General features: G+C 65.6%; 14 protein-coding genes. 7 read left to right on the top strand and 7 right to left on the bottom strand.

From position 1 onward, the window contains the following. The first annotated feature begins 294 nt into the window (after positions 1–294). From cysK to IPV08_RS13390, 5 genes are all read left to right on the top strand, one after another. Positions 295–1,269 carry a cysteine synthase A gene (gene cysK / locus IPV08_RS13410; protein WP_207412226.1) on the top strand — a complete coding sequence of 325 codons (975 nt, stop codon included), beginning with the start codon at positions 295–297 and terminating at the stop codon, positions 1,267–1,269. A gap of 148 nt (positions 1,270–1,417) precedes the next feature. Beyond that, entirely contained in the window at positions 1,418–1,747 is a 330-nt protein-coding gene (locus IPV08_RS13405; RefSeq protein ID WP_056434480.1) for a hypothetical protein, read from the top strand. Beyond that, entirely contained in the window at positions 1,744–1,995 is a 252-nt protein-coding gene (locus IPV08_RS13400) for a hypothetical protein (protein WP_056434482.1), read from the top strand. Before IPV08_RS13405 ends, IPV08_RS13400 begins: the two co-directional genes overlap by 4 nt. A gap of 25 nt (positions 1,996–2,020) precedes the next feature. Beyond that, positions 2,021–2,200, top strand: a complete 180-nt coding sequence (locus tag IPV08_RS13395) for a hypothetical protein (RefSeq protein ID WP_056434484.1) — start codon at positions 2,021–2,023, stop codon at positions 2,198–2,200. Positions 2,201–2,350: 150 nt separating this feature from the next. After that, complete coding sequence (locus IPV08_RS13390) at positions 2,351–4,003, top strand: acyl-CoA synthetase (RefSeq protein ID WP_056434485.1); 1,653 nt, start codon at positions 2,351–2,353, stop codon at positions 4,001–4,003. Between the two features lie 160 nt (positions 4,004–4,163). Here IPV08_RS13390 and typA read toward each other — a convergent pair whose 3' ends face one another. Together typA and IPV08_RS13380 are read right to left on the bottom strand one after the other, a co-directional pair. Next, the gene (gene typA, locus IPV08_RS13385) at positions 4,164–5,984 is read right to left on the bottom strand and encodes a translational GTPase TypA (protein ID WP_056434487.1); all 1,821 of its coding nucleotides are present in this window, start codon (positions 5,982–5,984) and stop codon (positions 4,164–4,166) included. A 346-nt stretch (positions 5,985–6,330) separates the two neighbouring features. Beyond that, positions 6,331–6,684 carry a helix-turn-helix domain-containing protein gene (locus tag IPV08_RS13380; RefSeq protein WP_056434489.1) on the bottom strand — a complete coding sequence of 118 codons (354 nt, stop codon included), beginning with the start codon at positions 6,682–6,684 and terminating at the stop codon, positions 6,331–6,333. 106 nt (positions 6,685–6,790) lie between these two features. Between IPV08_RS13380 and IPV08_RS13375 the strand changes: the two genes are divergently transcribed. After that, a complete protein-coding gene (locus tag IPV08_RS13375; RefSeq protein WP_056434492.1) occupies positions 6,791–7,537 on the top strand; it encodes a glucose 1-dehydrogenase in 747 nt (248 codons plus the stop codon). Positions 7,538–7,603: 66 nt separating this feature from the next. Here IPV08_RS13375 and IPV08_RS13370 read toward each other — a convergent pair whose 3' ends face one another. From IPV08_RS13370 to IPV08_RS13355, 4 genes are all read right to left on the bottom strand, one after another. After that, on the bottom strand, positions 7,604–8,899 hold the full coding sequence (locus IPV08_RS13370; protein ID WP_056434494.1) for an ArgE/DapE family deacylase: 1,296 nt from the start codon (positions 8,897–8,899) through the stop codon (positions 7,604–7,606). 75 nt (positions 8,900–8,974) lie between these two features. Further along, positions 8,975–9,313: a DUF3325 domain-containing protein gene (locus IPV08_RS13365; protein ID WP_056434496.1), complete on the bottom strand. Its 339-nt coding sequence runs from the start codon at positions 9,311–9,313 to the stop codon at positions 8,975–8,977. Then, positions 9,310–10,827, bottom strand: a complete 1,518-nt coding sequence (locus IPV08_RS13360) for a PepSY-associated TM helix domain-containing protein (protein WP_056434498.1) — start codon at positions 10,825–10,827, stop codon at positions 9,310–9,312. The genes IPV08_RS13365 and IPV08_RS13360 overlap by 4 nt, the downstream gene beginning before the upstream one ends. After that, positions 10,824–11,147 carry a hypothetical protein gene (locus IPV08_RS13355; RefSeq protein WP_056434500.1) on the bottom strand — a complete coding sequence of 108 codons (324 nt, stop codon included), beginning with the start codon at positions 11,145–11,147 and terminating at the stop codon, positions 10,824–10,826. The genes IPV08_RS13360 and IPV08_RS13355 overlap by 4 nt, the downstream gene beginning before the upstream one ends. 308 nt (positions 11,148–11,455) lie before the next feature. Between IPV08_RS13355 and IPV08_RS13350 the strand changes: the two genes are divergently transcribed. Continuing rightward, positions 11,456–17,218: a DUF3320 domain-containing protein gene (locus IPV08_RS13350; RefSeq protein ID WP_207412225.1), complete on the top strand. Its 5,763-nt coding sequence runs from the start codon at positions 11,456–11,458 to the stop codon at positions 17,216–17,218. A 136-nt stretch (positions 17,219–17,354) separates the two neighbouring features. Here the strand turns inward: IPV08_RS13350 and IPV08_RS13345 are convergent, their stop codons facing one another. Further along, complete coding sequence (locus IPV08_RS13345) at positions 17,355–17,525, bottom strand: hypothetical protein (protein ID WP_200919244.1); 171 nt, start codon at positions 17,523–17,525, stop codon at positions 17,355–17,357. Between the last annotated feature and the right edge of the window lie 139 nt (positions 17,526–17,664).

The raw sequence follows: 17,664 nt of genomic DNA, 5'->3' as shown, positions 1-17,664 counted from the left end.
ATCCTGTTTTCGTAGGCGCCGCCTCTTCGCCGCTTTGGCTGGGGCGCGACCGAGCAGATACTTCACGGGACGGGATAGAAGGCGGCGCCGGAGAACAATGTCCCACAGACAACGCATCAAGCAAATGAAAATGTCTACTGGCAACACTCGCACTTGACGACAGAGAAGATTTGTCTTTGCGTTAAGTCTATGAGCGATTGCTTCGCCTAGGACGACGCGATATCCCGGCGCGCACCGTGTGCAAGGTCGATCGATGCCTGCACAACGCATAAACGCCGCTCAGGAGATTTCGTCATGGCCGACACTAGCCCCTCGCAGTCCCGCAAACCCGGCCACGGCCATATCTACGGCTCGATCACGGAGACGATCGGCAACACGCCCCTCGTCCGGCTCAACCGAATCACCAAGGAGCGCGGCGTCGATGCCGAAATCCTGCTGAAGCTCGAGTTCTTCAACCCGATCGCGAGCGTTAAGGATCGTATCGGCGTCAACATGATCGACGCCCTCGAAGCCTCCGGCCAGCTGAAGCCCGGCGGCACGCTGGTGGAGCCTACCTCTGGAAATACCGGAATCGCCCTGGCCTTCGTGGCGGCGGCGCGCGGCTACCGCCTGATTCTCGTCATGCCCGAGACCATGTCCCTGGAGCGCCGCAAGATGCTGGCCTTCCTCGGCGCGGAACTGGCCCTCACGCCCGGTCCGCAGGGCATGAAGGGAGCGATCAGCAAGGCCGAGGAGCTTCTCAACGAGATCCCTGGCTCGATCATGCCGCAGCAATTCTCGAACCCGGCGAATCCCGAGATCCATCGCAAGACGACAGCCGAGGAGATCTGGAACGATACGCAGGGCCAACTCGACGCCTTTGTCGCCGGTGTCGGCACGGGCGGAACGATCACGGGCGTCGGCTCCGTGCTGAAGCCTCGCCTGCCGAACCTCAAGGTCATCGCCGTCGAGCCGACGGATTCCCCGGTGATCTCCGGCGGTCAGCCTGGCCCGCACAAGATCCAGGGAATTGGCGCCGGCTTCATCCCGGGTAATCTCGACCGTGAGGTCATCGATGAGGTCATCACCGTATCGAACCAGGAAGCTTTCGACACGGCGCGGCTCCTCGCCAAGCTGGAAGGTATTCCCGGCGGCATCTCCACAGGCGGCAACGTCGCTGCAGCGCTAAAGCTGGCGGCACGTCCGGAATTCCAGGGCAAGCGCATTGTTACCGTCGCGTGCTCCTTCGCCGAACGTTACATCTCGTCCGCACTCTTCGAAGGGATCTAACCTCTTCTCGGACCCATCCCGATCATCGGCGCTCCCTCACGGGAGCGCCTTTTTTCTGCGCGTCGTCCCCCGAAGGGAGTGAGCTCTCCAAGCGTCAGGCAACCTCACGAGCCTTCGACAGGTTGAACCTCCAACATTGGAGGAAACCATGAGCAACGAGCAGCGCGAGCGCCCCTCGCTGAAGGATTTCGACGCTTACAGCGATCGCAATGGACAGGGTCTCGGCCAGGACGATGCCCGCGACATCGGTACTCCCGCCCGGACCCAGCACGACCTGAAGAGTGATCCGTCAGGCCAAGCCGAAGCTGCGCGCATCGCTTCCGGCACACCGCGCCAGGACGCCACCGAGGCCACCGAGGCCGAGACGCCACCAGAGAACCTGCGCCATATTGGCGATGCTTCCCAGACGAGCACCGTGTCGGAGGCTCTCGACCGCGCGACCGCACCGGTCGGCAAAGATTCGGAGGACGGCGCGTGAGCGAGAAGGATAATCCCACCGATGCAGCGACGCGCAAGCCCGACGACGATGTCGGCTCGCAGGGTGCACCCGCCGTCGGGGGCGGCCGACAAACGCCCGAACAGGAGGCAGCGCGCGATCAGGGGGTCGGTGGCGTCACAGATGCCGAGCGTAATCAGAACTGGAACGAGGCCGGCGGTCAGAAGGGTCGAAACCCGGCGCCGGTAGGCGGCTCGTCTAACGGGCAATCCGATCGCCGGCAGGATTGAAGATCACTCGAGAAGGTGGGCAGCCATGAGCGAGACCGAGAGTAACACCGCAAAGAATACGGGTAAGCCAGCCAATTCGGCCCCCGACGCCGTCATGGATCCCAATGAAAAGACCGACGGCAAGCCGGGTGAAGGGCCCACGCCCGGCAAAGGTTCAAAGGGCGGCACGACACCCGACGACGAGACTGATCCGGGCGGGGGTTGAGAGTTGGTGTCTTCCTTCCGCTTTTCAAAGCATAGCACGAGCGATCTATAGGTTTCGTTCGGTGTGGCGATCCAATTCGGCTCGCCGTATCGAACGGTCGATTGTCGGATGTCGATCTCCTGATACGATGCGCGACAGGGAGATACATCCATGGCGACCACTACAGCCTCACAGGTTGAGCTTTCGATCTATGATCGGGACCTCGACCGGAATCCGGCGAACTATCAGCCGCTGACGCCGCTGAACTACCTGGACCGTTCGGCGCGTGTCTTTCCCGAACATATCGCCGTCATTCATGGCCCTCTGCGCCGAACCTATGCCGAACTGTATGCACGGAGCAGACGACTTGCTGCCGCACTGACGGCGCACGGTATCGGACGCGGGGACACGGTCGCCGTCATGCTCGCCAACACGCCCGAAATGATCGAGTGTCATTACGGGATACCGATGAATGGCGCCGTGCTCAACACCTTGAACACCCGCCTCGATCCTGCAGGTCTCGCCTTCTGTCTCGACCACGGCGAAGCCAAGGTATTGATTGCGGATCGTGAGTTCAGTCGCGTCGTTAGTGCCGCCCTGGAACGGGCGGGAGTGAGCCCACTGGTCATTGATGTCGACGATCCGGTCTATACCGGGGACGGCACGATCCTCGGGCAGATTGGCTACGAGGCGTTTCTTGAAAAAGGGGATCCGGCACAGGACTGGGCCATGCCGGCGGACGAGTGGGATGCGATCTCGCTGAACTACACCTCCGGCACGACGGGCGACCCTAAAGGCGTGGTCTATCACCACCGCGGTGCGGCCCTTCTCTCGCTCGGCAACGTCATAACCGGTCAGCTCGGGCAGCACCCTGTCTATCTCTGGACGCTGCCCATGTTCCACTGCAATGGCTGGTGCTTCCCGTGGACGTTGTCCGTCGTCGCTGGCACCCATGTCTGCCTCCGGCAGGTCAGGGCGGGCACACTCTACGCGGCACTGGCGGAGCACGGTGTCACCCATCTGTGCGGGGCGCCAGTCGTGATGCAGCTTCTTCTGAATGCGTCCGAGGACGAGCGTCGCCCCCTCCCCCGCCGGGTCGCCTTCCTCACGGCGGCTGCGCCCCCGCCACAGGCGGTGCTCGCTGCCATGGGCAAGGCTGGCTTCGACGTCACGCACCTCTATGGCCTTACCGAGACGTACGGCCCCGCAGTCGTGAATGCTTGGCATCGCGACTGGGACGCTCTTGATGACGAGGCGAAAGCGGCCAGGATGGCGCGACAAGGCGTGCGGTACCCTGTGCTCGAAGGCTTCGACATCCGAGACCCGGAGACCTGCGAATCCGTACCCTCCGATGGTGAAACCATGGGCGAGGCGATGTTTCGCGGCAATGTGGTGATGCGTGGCTACCTCAAGAACCCCTCCGCCACTCAGGCTGCCTTCGCCGGTGGCTGGTTCCGCTCTGGCGACCTCGGAGTGAAGCATCCTGACGGCTACATCCAGCTCAAGGACCGATCGAAGGACATCATCATCTCAGGCGGCGAGAACATTTCCTCCATTGAGGTCGAGGATGCTCTGTTCCGCCACCCCGCCGTCTCGGCCGCCGCTGTAGTGGCGCGACCCGACGAAAAATGGGGCGAGACCCCGATGGCCTTCGTGGAACTCAAAGCCGGCGCGACCGTGGAAGCCGATGCGCTGATTGCCTGGTGTCGCGAACGACTCGCTGGCTACAAGCTGCCCCGCAAGATCGTTTTTGGCGAGCTCCCCAAGACCTCGACCGGCAAGGTGCAAAAGTACCTCTTGCGAGAGCGGGCGAAGGAAGAGTGAGGCCTCTATCCACTCCAGCCTCTCATGTTGAAGCCCACGTCCGATCCCACCTCACGATCGGGGAAGGCGAAACGGCATCGAGGCGAGCCTTGTTGGCAGTATGAACGGAAAAGGCCGGGCGATGCCCGGCCTTTTCGTTTCTCTTCGAATGAGTAGCGTTTTACGCGACGCCGCCCGAACGCTCGAAGCGCTTGCGCTCGTTGGGATCGAGGTAGGTCTTGCGCAGGCGGATCGACTTCGGCGTGACTTCCATCAGCTCGTCGTCCTGGATCCAGGCCAGCGAGCGCTCGAGGGTCATGCGGATCGGAGGGGTGAGGCGCACGGCCTCGTCCTTCGAAGTGGTACGGATGTTGGTGAGCTTCTTGCCCTTGAGCACGTTCACCTCGAGGTCGTTCTCGCGGTTGTGCTCGCCGATGATCATGCCCTGATAGACCTTGGCGCCGGGCTCGATCATCATCGGGCCGCGATCCTCCAGGTTCCACATGGCGTAGGCCACGGCCTCGCCCTTGTCGTTCGAGATCAGCACGCCGTTGCGGCGGCCGGGCATCTCGCCCTTGTAGGGCTCGTAGGCCTTGAACAAGCGGTTCATGATCGCGGTGCCGCGCGTGTCTGTCATGAGCTCGCCCTGGTAGCCGATGAGGCCACGGGTCGGCGCATGGAAGACGAGGCGCAGGCGGCTACCGCCCGAGGGCCGCATCTCGATCATCTCGGCCTTACGCTCGGACATCTTCTGCACGACGACGCCCGAGTATTCCTCGTCCACGTCGACCACGACCTCCTCGACCGGCTCGAGGACATTGTCGTTCTCGTCCTTGGAGAGCACCACGCGAGGACGCGACACGGCGATCTCGAAGCCTTCGCGGCGCATGGTCTCGATCAGGATGGCAAGCTGCAACTCGCCGCGGCCGGAGACGAAGAACGAATCCTTGTCGGCCGCTTCCTCGATCTTGAGCGTCACATTGCCCTCGGCCTCCTTGAACAGGCGGTCGCGGATCATGCGGCTCGTGACCTTGTCGCCTTCGGTGCCTGCCAGGGGCGAATCGTTGACGATGAAGGACATGGTGACGGTGGGCGGATCAATCGGCTGGGCCTGGATCGGGGTCTCGACCTGCGGGTCGCAGAAGGTGTCGGCCACGGTGCCCTTCACAAGACCGGCGATGGAGACGATGTCGCCCGCCTCGCCGATGTCGATGGGTGCGCGCTCCAGGCCGCGGAAGGCCAGGATCTTCGAGACGCGGCCGGTTTCAACCAGCTTGCCCGTGCGATCCATGACCTTGATGGCCTGGTTCGGCTTCACAGTGCCGGACGCGATGCGGCCGGTGATGATGCGACCCAGGAAGGGATTGGCTTCGAGCAGGGTGCCGAGCATCCGGAACGGACCCTCTTCGACCTTGGCCTGAGGTACATGCGTGAGCACGAGGTCGAAGAGCGGCGCCAGACCGTCTTCCTGAGAACCATCGGGGGACGTCGCCATCCAGCCTGCGCGGCCCGAACCGTAGAGGATCGGGAAATCGAGCTGGTCGTCGGTTGCATCGAGAGCGGCGAAGAGGTCGAACACCTCGTTGACGACTTCCGTGATGCGAGCGTCCGGGCGGTCGACCTTGTTGATCGCCACGATCGGCTTCAAGCCAATCTTGAGCGCCTTACCGACCACGAACTTGGTCTGGGGCATCGGACCCTCGGCGGCATCGACGAGCACGATCACGCCGTCCACCATCGAGAGGATACGTTCCACCTCGCCGCCGAAATCGGCGTGGCCGGGGGTGTCGACGACGTTGACGCGGGTATCCTTCCAGACGACCGAAGTCGCCTTGGCCAGGATCGTGATGCCACGCTCCTTCTCGAGGTCGTTCGAGTCCATCGCGCGCTCTTCGACGCGCTGATTGTCTCGGAACGATCCCGACTGGGACAGCAGCTTGTCGACGAGTGTCGTCTTGCCGTGGTCGACGTGGGCGATGATGGCGATGTTGCGAAGCTTCATAAGGTATCCGGAAGCGAGTAGAGCCCGTCACGCGACGGGCCGCAGGAATGCGGCCGGCAGCGCCGGGTCACGGGATCGAGCTATCGCGTCGCAATATAAGGTGTAGAGCGTTCCGGCAAGGGGTGTGACTGCGTGTCTGCCTGTCATCTCGCGCCGCTGCCTCGCAAGATCGCCCGGAACCCGTCGAACGGCACTTATCCCACCGGATACTTATCCGGATGGGAATAGGATGAATCCGGGTCGGCGCACGATCGCGCGGATTGGCGTCTCGCATCGGAATGAGACGGCGGTCGAAGGAACGTTCCGTCATGGATCATCGAGGCGAAGCTAGCATTCTGACTGGCGCCTACGCATCTGCCCCATGGGCGCCGGGCTCTCCACCCGACGCATAAGCGACCATGATCGCGGCGAGTAAGCCAGGGAAACGTGCGTTCACCTCCGCGCAGCGCGAATGGTTTCGCATCTCGACGCCGTGACGCTCGCACCGGATCAAGCCGGCTTCGCGCAGTACCTTGAAATGGCTGGACAACGACGATTTCGGAATCGTCCGTTCCCCGACGCCCGACAGCGCCGAGCAGGCCTCAACGCAGCCTGCCGTTGCGATTGCGGCGAAGATCGCTGCCCGGCGGGGATCCGACAAGGCGTGCAGGATTGCCTGGGGCTGGACGTCCTCGATCGCCGGGTGAAACAGCGGCCTCATATTTCATCCATTTGGGGCTTGACCTTCGCTCCATTAGTTCCGAATTTCCGAACTATGGAACTGAGGCGAACCAGTCCGAACCAGTTCCCGTCGAAGGATAGCACATATGTCGAAGCTTGACGGAAAGGTCGCCGTAGTGACCGGCGCATCGAAGGGCATCGGTGCCGCGATCGCCAAAAATCTCGCACAGCACGGTGCCGCGATCGTGGTCAATTACGCCTCGAGTAGGGCGGGTGCCGACGCCGTCGTCGAGGCCATTACGTCAGCTGGAGGCAAAGCTATCGCGGTGAAGGCCGATGTCTCCAAAGCGGAAGAGGCACAGGTGCTGATCGAGGCGGCGGTAAATCAGTTCGGCCGCCTCGACGTGCTGGTCAATAATTCCGGCATCTACGAATTCGCGACGATCGAGGACGTGACCGAAGAGCATTATCGCCGTCTCTTTGACGTGAATGTGCTCGGCGTATTGCTCACGACCCAAGCGGCAGTGAAGCATCTTGGAGAGAACGGAAGCATCGTCAATATTTCTTCGGCCATCACCCATGTCCATACACCGGCCGCAGGGGTTTATGCCGGAACCAAGGGGGCATTGAACGCTATCTCGGGCGTACTGGCCAACGAGCTCGCGCCACGCAAGATCCGGGTCAATGTGGTCAGCCCCGGCTTCGTAGTGACCGAAGGCACCCATACGGCCGGAGTCGTCGGTTCCGACATGGAGGCCGGCTTCATCGCGCAGACGCCGCTAGGCAGGGCGGGCCAACCGGACGACATCGCCGGGGTGGTCGCGTTCCTCGCCTCAGACGATGCCCGCTGGCTGACCGGCGAGGTGATCACCGCCAGCGGCGGCATTCGGTAAGCACGACATAACGCCCGCGCGCTTACAATCGGGTACGCGCGGGATCGATGAGCGCGATGTCGACGCCTACCTCACATGCTCGAGCGGTTCGGTCCCGCACCACTCGGCCACGAACAACGCAATGGCTTTGGTGATGCGCTTCACCGAGGCGAGGCTCACGCGCTCGTCGGAACCGTGGATGTTCTCGCTGATCGGCCCATAGCAGAGGGCCGGAATCCGGTCGTAGAGGGCGTGGACGCGGGTATCGAGATAGCTCGGTGACATGAAGCTCTGAAGATCGACGCCCACGGCCCGCTTGTGAGCGGCGGCGAGTACGGCCTCGGCATCCGAGCCTTCGTCCAACTCGTAGCCTTCCGCGAAGAAACCATTGAAAGCCACCACCGGTGGCGACTTTGCCAGGAACGGATCGGATCGGGCGAAAGTCGCCACCGCAGATTCAATCTCTTCCGCCGCGTCCGCCGCCTTCACACCGGGATAAATGGCGATACGGCAATCGATCCGGCACCAGGCTGGGACGGAAGACGCCCAGTCTCCGCCCTCGATCCGGCCGACATTGAGGTTGATCGGATGGGCCTCGCCTTCGAAATGGCGGCGGCCTGCCTTGCGGCCATTCCACTTCTCTTCGAGTTCGCGCAAGGCACCGATCACCCGATAGGTGGCATCGATGGCGTTGGCGCCAGCACCCATCTCGCGAACATGGACCGGCGTGCCCTGCACCTCGACCGTGAACCACAGCACGCCGGTATTGGCCCGCACGAGCTTCTCGTCCTCCGGCTCGGGGATCAGCACGGCATCGGCGCGGTAACCGTGCAGATGTGCCATGAGAGCTCCATTGCCGGTGGATTCCTCCTCGACCACGGACTGGATCGTGACCGTCGCCGCCGGCTGAAGGCCGATCCGCCTGAGCGCATCGAGCGCGAACAGGTTGGCCGCGTGCCCGGCCTTCATGTCGGCGGCACCTCGGCCGTACATCCAGTCGCCCCGTATCACCGGATCGAAGGGCGGCTGGCTCCAGAGGTCGAGTGGGCCCGGTGGCACCACGTCCACATGTGCCTGCAGAATCAGGGAGCGTCCCGTCTCGTGACGAGGCCGGTGGATGCCGACAACGATAGGCGCATCCGAATGTCCCGGTGTAATCCTGCCTCCGCCAGGATGCGCGGCGATGGCCGTAGAATCCATGCGGATTCGCTCCATCGCATAGCCGCGTTGCTCCAGGCACCGGAAGACATGGTCCTGAATCGCGTGCTCGGCGCCGCGCACCGACCCGAACCGAACGAGGTCCTGGATATGGGCGACCTGATCGGCAAATCCCTGTTCGACCGAGGCGGAGATGCGATCCGCGAGAGCGGGGTCGAGCGCCATGGATACTCCTCGTGAAAGCCTGTCGGGCAACCCTTCACATAGGCCTATCCGGACGCTCGGAAAATCGGCCCCGGTTCAGACGAAGAACGCGGTGGCCATGGCGAGGGGAAGAGCGGCGATGGCTGCCGGACGGATCCAGGCCGGACGATAAGACATCAGCGCCACGACGATGAGCGCGGCCCCGGTGAGCGAGCCGAGCCATTGCACCGGACCGAAATTCCAGTTCGCCGTGACGACGGCGGCCGCGAAAGCCAGGGCGATGAAAAGCCAGCCCGCCACACGGAACGCTGTGTCGCGCCGCCGGGAGGGGCGCCCGTGGAACAAGGTCCGGCCATGCCGGTCCATGCTCAGGCAGAGGCAGGCGAGGCCGGAGAAGCTCAAGAGGGAGGTGAGGGAGACGGCAAGTGGCGTCATACGCGGGCGAAATCTCCGGTGGTACGGGCCGCTCTCTGCGATCCCTCATGGCACCCGAGCTTTCGCGCGCCGAAGAGGAAAATCAGTGCGAGCGCCACCATGGCGGCGTTGAAGCCCAGGAACTCTGTGCGCCATCCCGTCTGTGCCCAATCGACCAGAGGAACGGCCAGGAACAGCAGCGCGGCGGCATAGCTCATCTCGCCCCATGCCTGGCGATGTGGGCGAGCGTGGGAGACCAGGGCGGCGAGGAACCAGGCTGCGAAAAACACGCCACCCTCCCAGGATTCACGAGCGGCCCATCCTGCAGGAATCAGACGGTTGGCGAGGAAGAGCGCCGCCATGCCGATGGGAAGGCCGAGAATCGTACCGATATTGAGGGAATGGACGATGCGCCAACCGAGAGTGGGCCGCACGACCGCCTTCGGCGCCCGCGCCACGGTCCACAGGACGAGGCCAGTGGCGATGGCGGCACAGCCCATTAGGCCCGACAGGAAGAACAGGATGCGCAGGGCCGGCCCGGCGAAATGCGCCTCGTGCAGGCCGACGAAGCTCGTATAGGCATGCGCCGCCGGCTTCAGCGGCCCGGTCCGTTCGACCACCTCTCCGGTCACCGCGTGGAAGGCGATCTGCGGATGGCGATGGGCGAGCCCATGGGGCTCCTCGAACACCGCCACCACGGTGGCATTGGCATCACCGGGATTGTTGATCGAGACCATCTCGAGCGGCTCGCTCACCTCGGCCTGGGCGCGGCGGATGAGAGGACCGAGCGGCGCCGGCTCGGCCGGCTTGCCCTCGGCGGCTCGCCAGGCCGGCATCTGACCGGACTCGACGTAGAAGCGTAGCTCGTCGCCCTTGTAGGCGCTCACCATTCCCCACGGCATGTACATGAGCGCGAGCGAGACGATGCCCGTATAGGTGATCATCAGGTGGAACGGCAGCGCCAGAACACCGGTGACGTTGTGCGCGTCGAGCCAGCCGCGCTGGGCGGATTTCGAACGCCGGAAGGTGAAGAAATCGGCGAAGATCCGGCGATGGGTGACGATGCCGCTGATGAGGGCGACGAGCAGGACCATCGCGCAGATGCCGACGATCCAGCGGCCGATTGCTGGGAGCATCTGCAATTCGAAATGGAAGCGGTAGAAGAAGTCACCGCCCTGTGTCGCCCGGGCCTCTGTCGGCGCGCCGGTATCCGGATCGAGGAGAGCCTTTCCAAACTCGCCGTCCGGCGTGACCATCCAATAGGCGCCGATATACGGCTTGTCGGGCTGCGGCACGCCCACATACCAAGCCATCGCCTTTGGGGCATGGACCTTGAGATACGCGACTCCGAGTTCGGTCGCGCGAACCACGTCGTATTCCGCCTGCGCGCGTAATTCGGGCCGCATCCAGAGAGAGATGTCGGACTTGTAGTAGGTGGCAGTGCCGGTGACGAAGACGGCGAACATCACCCAGCCGGTCACGAGCCCCGCCCAGGTGTGCAGCCATGCCATCGATTGGCGAAAACTCTGCTTCATGCAGGCTGCACCGCGTTGCCGAGGGCGAGCCAGAGACCGGCGCCCAGGCACAAAGCCGGAAGCGCCAGCCCTATCGCCGCACGGGCGAGGGTGCGGGCGGAGAAGACCCAGATCACCGCACCCGCCATGATCGCGAAGCTCGCCAGGGTGGCGGCGGCAACGGCCTCCGAACGGTCGAGGGGCAAGGTCAGGGACAAGAAGGCCGTGGCAACGGCCGCCAGGGCATAACCGCCGAAGATCGCAAGGAGGGTCCGGCCGGCCACTATCAGGCGGTAGCGACCCTGCGATGGCGGTATACTCGGCTTGGTCATATCCGTCATCGGCGGTCGGCCCCGGTTTGCGAGGAAGCGGGCGCTCCCGGTCGAGGAGCGAATGACAAATGGGCTCAGCAACGCAGCGCCAGCAGAACCGATGGCCTCGGCGTCACGACAGTCGGCATCTTTGCTGAAACGCCGAACACCGAACGCTATACAAAGCCTCGTCTTCCGCGGGCAATCGCTATGTTGTGGAATGATTCCAAGTACGATGCCTGGACGAGCCTGCAGACACGCGAGCGACGGGCAGGCGGCGCTTGCGAGCACGCGCGGCGCGCTTGTAGAACGCTGGCGGTGACGGAGAACCGGGCGCGATGACCGATACGCTCGAGGCTTCCGATAGGGTCCGCACGCGTTGTGCTCTCGCCTGCACGGTGGTCGATCATGCCAGCGTCGCCTTTTGGCAGAATGGGGTTCCACTCATCCGGGACATCACTCTGACCAATGGCGGTGATACCGATCTCGCCGATGTCACCCTCCATATCAGCGCGACGCCGCCGCTGTTCCGACCTACCACCCTGACGATCCAGCGGATAACCGCAGGGGGCGTGCAGCGCATCGATGCACCGGGTCTGCGGATCGATGGAGCGATCCTGGCCGGACTACTGGAAAGCCGGTCCTGTACGGTGACGCTGACACTAATGAGCTCGGGCGAGGAGAGCGAGTTAGCCCGAGAGGAGTTCGACCTGCGGCTCCTGCCGCCCTCGCATTGGGGAGGCGCGGATGCGGCGCCCGAACTGCTCGCGGCCTTCGTCAGGCCCAACGACCCGGCCGTGGACGGCATCCTGCGCTCCGCTGCGGCGATCCTGGAGCGGGCAAGGCGGAGCACCGCCTTCGACGGCTATCGCAGCGGAAGGAAGGCCAGGGCCTGGGAGATGGCGGAGGCGATCCACGCGGCGATGGCGGCCCTGCGGATTACCTACATCCTACCGCCCGCGAGCTTCGAACGCTCGGGACAGAAGGTCCGCGAGCCCGGAGCCATCGTCGAGCGACGGCTCGCCACCTGCCTCGACCTCACCCTGCTCTGGGCCGCCTGCTGTGAACAGGCCGGGCTCCATCCGCTCCTGGTTCTCACCCGCGATCACGCGCTGCTCGGGCTGTGGCTCGTGGACGAGACCCTGCCGGAAAGGGTCGGCGACGACGCCCAGGCCCTGCGGAAACGCCGTGACCTGCAGGAACTGATCCTGATCGAGACCACCGTACTCACCGCCGATCCGCCAGGGAGTTTCGCGGATGCGGTGGCGGCCGGCGCGCGCTTGATCGATGCGGATGCCGAGTCCCCCATGGAGATGGTCCTCGATCTGCGGCGAGCCCGTCTATCCGGCATCTCTCCCCTCGACACAGGCGAGCCCGGCGCACAGGCGCCGGCTCCGGAGATGGCGGCTGCGCTCGTCCAGGCGCTCGGCGCGCCCCCATCCTTCGTCGAGGATATCCCCGCTCCCCGCCTCGATCTGCCCCGTCGCGAGCCCCGCGACCGGCTGGAAGCCTGGAAGCTGCGGCTCCTCGATCTGACCCTGCGCAACAAGCTCCTCAACTTCAAACCGGGCAAGGGCTCGCTGACCCTCGATTGTCCCGAGCCGGGCGCTTTCGAGGATGCCCTCACGACGGGCCGTGCCTTCCGCCTCGTCGCTCGGCCCGCCCCCGAGGCGCCAATCGACGGGTCGGGGCAGGAACGCGGCGAGATCACCGTCGATGTCGGATCGGAGGAAGTGGAGGCGCGCCTCACCGACCTGTTCCGGCTCGCCCGCGGCAGTTTCGAAGAGGGCGGGGCCAACGTGCTCTTCCTCGCCTTCGGCTTCCTCACCTGGACCCGTGGCAACGGCATGCCGCCTGCCCGGGCACCGCTGCTGCTGGTACCGGCGGCCCTGACCCGCGCGAGCGTCCGCGCCGGCTTCCGTCTCGTCCGGCACGACGAGGAGGCGCGCCTCAACCCGACGCTACTGGAGATGCTGCGCCAGGATTTCGACCTCGACATGCCGGATTTCGCCGAGGGCTTGCCGGGCGATGAATCCGGCATCGATGTCGAGGCCGTCTGGCGCATCGTGCGCACCCATATCCGCAACCTGAAGGGGTTCGAGGTCACGACCGAGGTGGTGCTCTCGGTCTTCTCTTTCACCAAATTTCTGATGTGGAAGGATCTGAGCGAGCGGACGGACCTCCTGAAGCGCAGCCCGGTGGTGCGCCACCTCCTCGATACGCCGAAACAGTCTTACGGCGACGGCATGGGCTTTCCCGTGCCGGAACGTCTCGACGCGGAGCATCCGCCTTCCGGCATCTTTACGCCGCTGCTCGCCGATTCCTCTCAGCTCTCGGCGATCCTCGCGGCGGCCTCGGGCAAGGATTTCGTGCTCTTCGGCCCCCCTGGCACCGGCAAGAGCCAGACCATCGCCAACATGATCGCGCAGTGCCTGGCGCTCGGGCGCACGGTGCTGTTCGTCTCGCAGAAGAGCGCCGCCCTGGAGGTGGTGCGCCGGCGCCTCGACGCGGTGGGGCTGGGCGCCTGCTGCCTCGAAGTCCATGCGGCCAAGGCCCAGAAGACGCACGTCATCGCGCAGCTACGCGAGGCCTGGACCGCGAGGGGCGGCGAGAACGTCCCCTGGGAGGACGCGGCCACCGATCTTCAGCGCCGCCGAGAGGGCCTGAACGGCGTGGTTGAGAGCTTGCACACCACACGGGCGAACGGCCTCAGCGCCCATACGGCCATGGCGCGGGTCATCGCCGACCGGCAGGCCGACCGGGAGGTTCTCAGCCTCGTCTGGCCGAAGGACGCGATTTCAGCGCCCGGCCACCGGGATAGCCTGCGCGCCCAGTGCGGTGAGCTTGCCGCCCTTCGCCCCATCGTCGGGGACATCGCGAACCATCCCCTCCGGGGCATCGGCGCCATCGCATGGTCGCCCCTGTGGCGGGCCGAGATGGAGCAGGCTGTTCCCGAACTCGCCCGCACCCTGCCGGACTTTGCGACATCCGGCCAGCGTCTCGCCGAGGCGATGGGCCTGACGCCCCTCGGCCAGACCTATGACGGCCTGCGCGCGCTGTCCTCCCTCGCCATTGCCCTGTTCCGGCCGGAGGCGCGGATGGGCCTGCGCTTCCTCGGCCCCGGAGGCGCGGCTTTGCGTCAGGCCGTCGAGGCGCGTCGCATCCGACAGGACGAGCTCGCCCGGCTGAACGCCCGGCTCTTCGTCCCCTACGCCTCCTCTGTGTTCGGCAACGACCTCGACCGCCTGCTGGCCGACTGGCGCGAAGCGAAAGCCTCGAACTTCTTCCTGCGGGGGCGGCGCCTCGGCCGGGTTCGCGACCTCCTCGCCCCCTTCGCGCAAGGGTGCGCACCGGAGGATATCGGGCCAGACCTCGTCACCCTCGCCGAGATCAAGGCCCTGCAGGCGACAAGACCCGCTCCGACGGAAGTTCTGGAGAGCGCCACCGTGGAACTCGGGCATCCCTGGTCGGATCCAGCGGCCCCCGCCGACCTGTTCACCGCTCCGATGGCCTGGGCGACGCGGCTCGCACCGGTCATCACCTCCATGGCGCCGCTCGTCGGAGGCCCGGACATCGTCCGCGCGAGGCTCGCCGCGTTCCTCGACACAGAGGATCGCAGGCTCGAACCTGGCGGCAGCCTGGCCTTGGCAAAAGAGGATTTCACGACGCGGAGAAGCGCCGCCGTGAAGGCGATCGAGACGCTCGGGCGTCTGGCCGGCAGGGCCAAGCCCGACCGCCCGGTGGAGACGGAGGGCGATTGGGTGGCCGGCACCCTCGCGGTTGCGGAACGCTGGCAGAAGGCGCTGCCCAAGGCGCAGGCCTGGGCGAGCTGGCAGAGGGCGGTGAGCGAGGCGACGAGGGCCGGGCTCGGCCCGCTCGTCGCCGCGATCGAGGTGGGAACGCTGCAGGACGACGCCATCCTCCCGGCCTTCGAGGGCGCCTATGCGCGCTGGTGGATCGACCACGCGGCGACCGATGACATCCGCCTGCGCGACTTCATGGGCCAGCGCCACGAAGAGGCGATCCGGGGCTTCGGCGAGGCCGATTCCCGGCTCTCCGGCCTCGCCGGGGCGGCGGTGCGTGCCCGTATCGGTGGCGGCGTGCCGCTCGCCGACGCCTTTGGCACCGATCCCGAATGGGGCACCCTGGCGCGGGAAATCACCAAGCGCGCCCGGCACATACCCCTGCGCCAGCTCTTCGCGCGCATGCCGAACGCGCTGACCCGCCTGACGCCCTGCCTGATGATGAGCCCGCTCTCCATCGCCCAATATTGGCCGGCCGAGGCGAAGCCGTTCGACATCGTCATCTTCGACGAGGCCTCGCAGATCGCGCCGTGGGATGCCATCGGTGCCATCGCGCGGGGCAGGCAGGTGGTGATCGTCGGCGATCCCGAACAATTGCCGCCCACCAATGTGGGCGATCGCGGCGTCGACGAGATCTCGGACGGCCTCGACGTCGCCGACCAGGAGAGCATCCTCGACGAGTGTCTGGCCGCGCACCTGCCGCAGAGGCGCCTCGCCTGGCACTACAGAAGCCGGCACGAAAGCCTCATCGCCTTCTCGAACCGCCACTATTATCGCGGCGGGCTCGTCACCTTCCCCTCCCCCGTCACCGAGGACCGGGCGGTGCGGCTCCAGTACGTGGCCGATGGGCTCTACGAGCGCGGCGGGGCGCGGGTGAACCGGCCGGAAGCGCGCGCCCTGGTGGCAGAGGTGGTCGCCCGCCTTTCGGACCCCGCCTTCGCGGCGGAGGAGCGCTCGCTCGGCATCGTCACCTTCAACGGCGAGCAGCAGCGCCTGATCGAGAACCTGCTCGATGCCGAGAGGCGGGGAAGGCTGGAGCTAGAGCGGTTCTTCGACGGGCGGATCTGGAAAGAGCCGGTCTTCGTGAAGAACCTCGAGACCGTGCAGGGCGACGAGCGCGACGTGATCCTGTTCTCGGTGGCGGCAGGGCCGGATGCCACGGGCCGGATCACCGGACAGATCAGTTCGCTCAACCGCGAGGGCGGTCACCGACGCCTCAACGTGGCGATCACCCGGGCCCGGCGGGAGCTCGTTGTCTTCGCGTCGATGCGGGCCGACCAGGTGGATCTCGGCCGTGGCAGCGCCCGTGGAGTGCGCGATTTCAAGCACTTCCTCGCCTTCGCCGAACACGGTGCCGGCGCTCTCGAAACGGCGGCTGCTCCCACGGGGAGAGACATCGAATCGCCGTTCGAGGGCGCGGTGATGGCGGCTTTGGCCGCACGAGGCTGGACAATCGTACCTCAGGTCGGGGTTTCCGCCTTTCGAATCGACCTCGGCATCGTCCATCCCGACGCTCCGGGGCGCTACCTCGCGGGCGTCGAATGCGACGGGGCGACCTATCACCGGGCGGCGACGGCGCGGGACAGGGACCGTCTGCGCGAATGGGTGCTCACCGATCTCGGATGGCGCATCCACCGGGTCTGGAGCACCGATTGGTGGAACGATCCGCAAGGCGCCCTCGACCGGCTCGACACGGCGTTGCGGGCCGATCTCGACGCCGACAGGGCGAAGCCGGAGCCGGTCGCGACCGAGCCGGACACTCCCGATATCCCGCAGGTGGAGCCCCCCGGCCTCTATGAACCCGCCGACCTGTCGGGCTTCTCTCCCAATGCCGCGCGGTTCCACGAGGTGGGTTACGAGGCCACGCTGGCGGCGATGGCGAGCGAGGTGGTCCTGCGCGAAGGTCCTGTTTTCGCTGACATTCTCGCCGAGCGCTTGCTGCGCGCCCACGGGTTTGCCCGGATCACGGCCCGCCTGCGCCAGCGCGCTTTAGGGGCCGTCGATCCCCACTGCCCCCATACGAGCGAGGGTGAGCGCATCGTTCTCTGGCCGGGGGTGGCACCCGCCGGGCCGGTGAGGTTCCGGCCGGCTCAAGGGGATGGGCGAGCGCCCGCCGACATCCCGCTCCAGGAACTCGCCGGCCTCGCCCGCGACCTCGATCCGGCACCCGGCGTCGAGGGGCGGATGGCCGCGCAGCTGGGCCTCGGCCGGATGAGCGAGGCGGTCCGCGCCCGGTTCGCCGAGGCCGCCTCGCTGGCGCGGGAGAGCGGAGCGCCGGCCCAGAAACCCGTCGGATGAGACGGGCGGATCGACCGCCACGCGGCCCCCGTTTCGACCGCCATGGGACAGGGGTTTATGGCGGTACGCGACGTGAAAAAGCCCCGCCTGGTAAGGCGGGGCCGATGGCGGTGGCGTTGAAGCTGCGAGACGTCGATTAGGCTGCGAGCTTCAGGGCTTCGGGAGCGTTGTCGTTGACGAGAACGAGCTCGCCCGCCGTGATGGTGGAGGGGCTGTTCGTGGGGGTCAGGCGATCGGCGACGAAGGCCACCAGGGAGATGTTGGCGGCAGCGGCGACAGCGACGGCGGTGAGAATGAGAGCGGTCATATCGGTGTTCCTCGAAGCGATGCGTTTGCGTTGCAGCATGTATGACAGCCCGCCCGCCGAGCTGGTATACCAAACGCCAAATACCACTCATGCAGTCCGCGCATGGAATGCACGATATCCTGCGAAGCCCTGCATTTAA

Source organism: Methylobacterium sp. SD274 (assembly GCF_017355285.1).
Classification (GTDB): domain Bacteria; phylum Pseudomonadota; class Alphaproteobacteria; order Rhizobiales; family Beijerinckiaceae; genus Methylobacterium.
The sequence above is the reverse complement of the archived record's forward strand: the minus strand, read 5'-3'. Positions and strand labels throughout refer to the sequence as shown.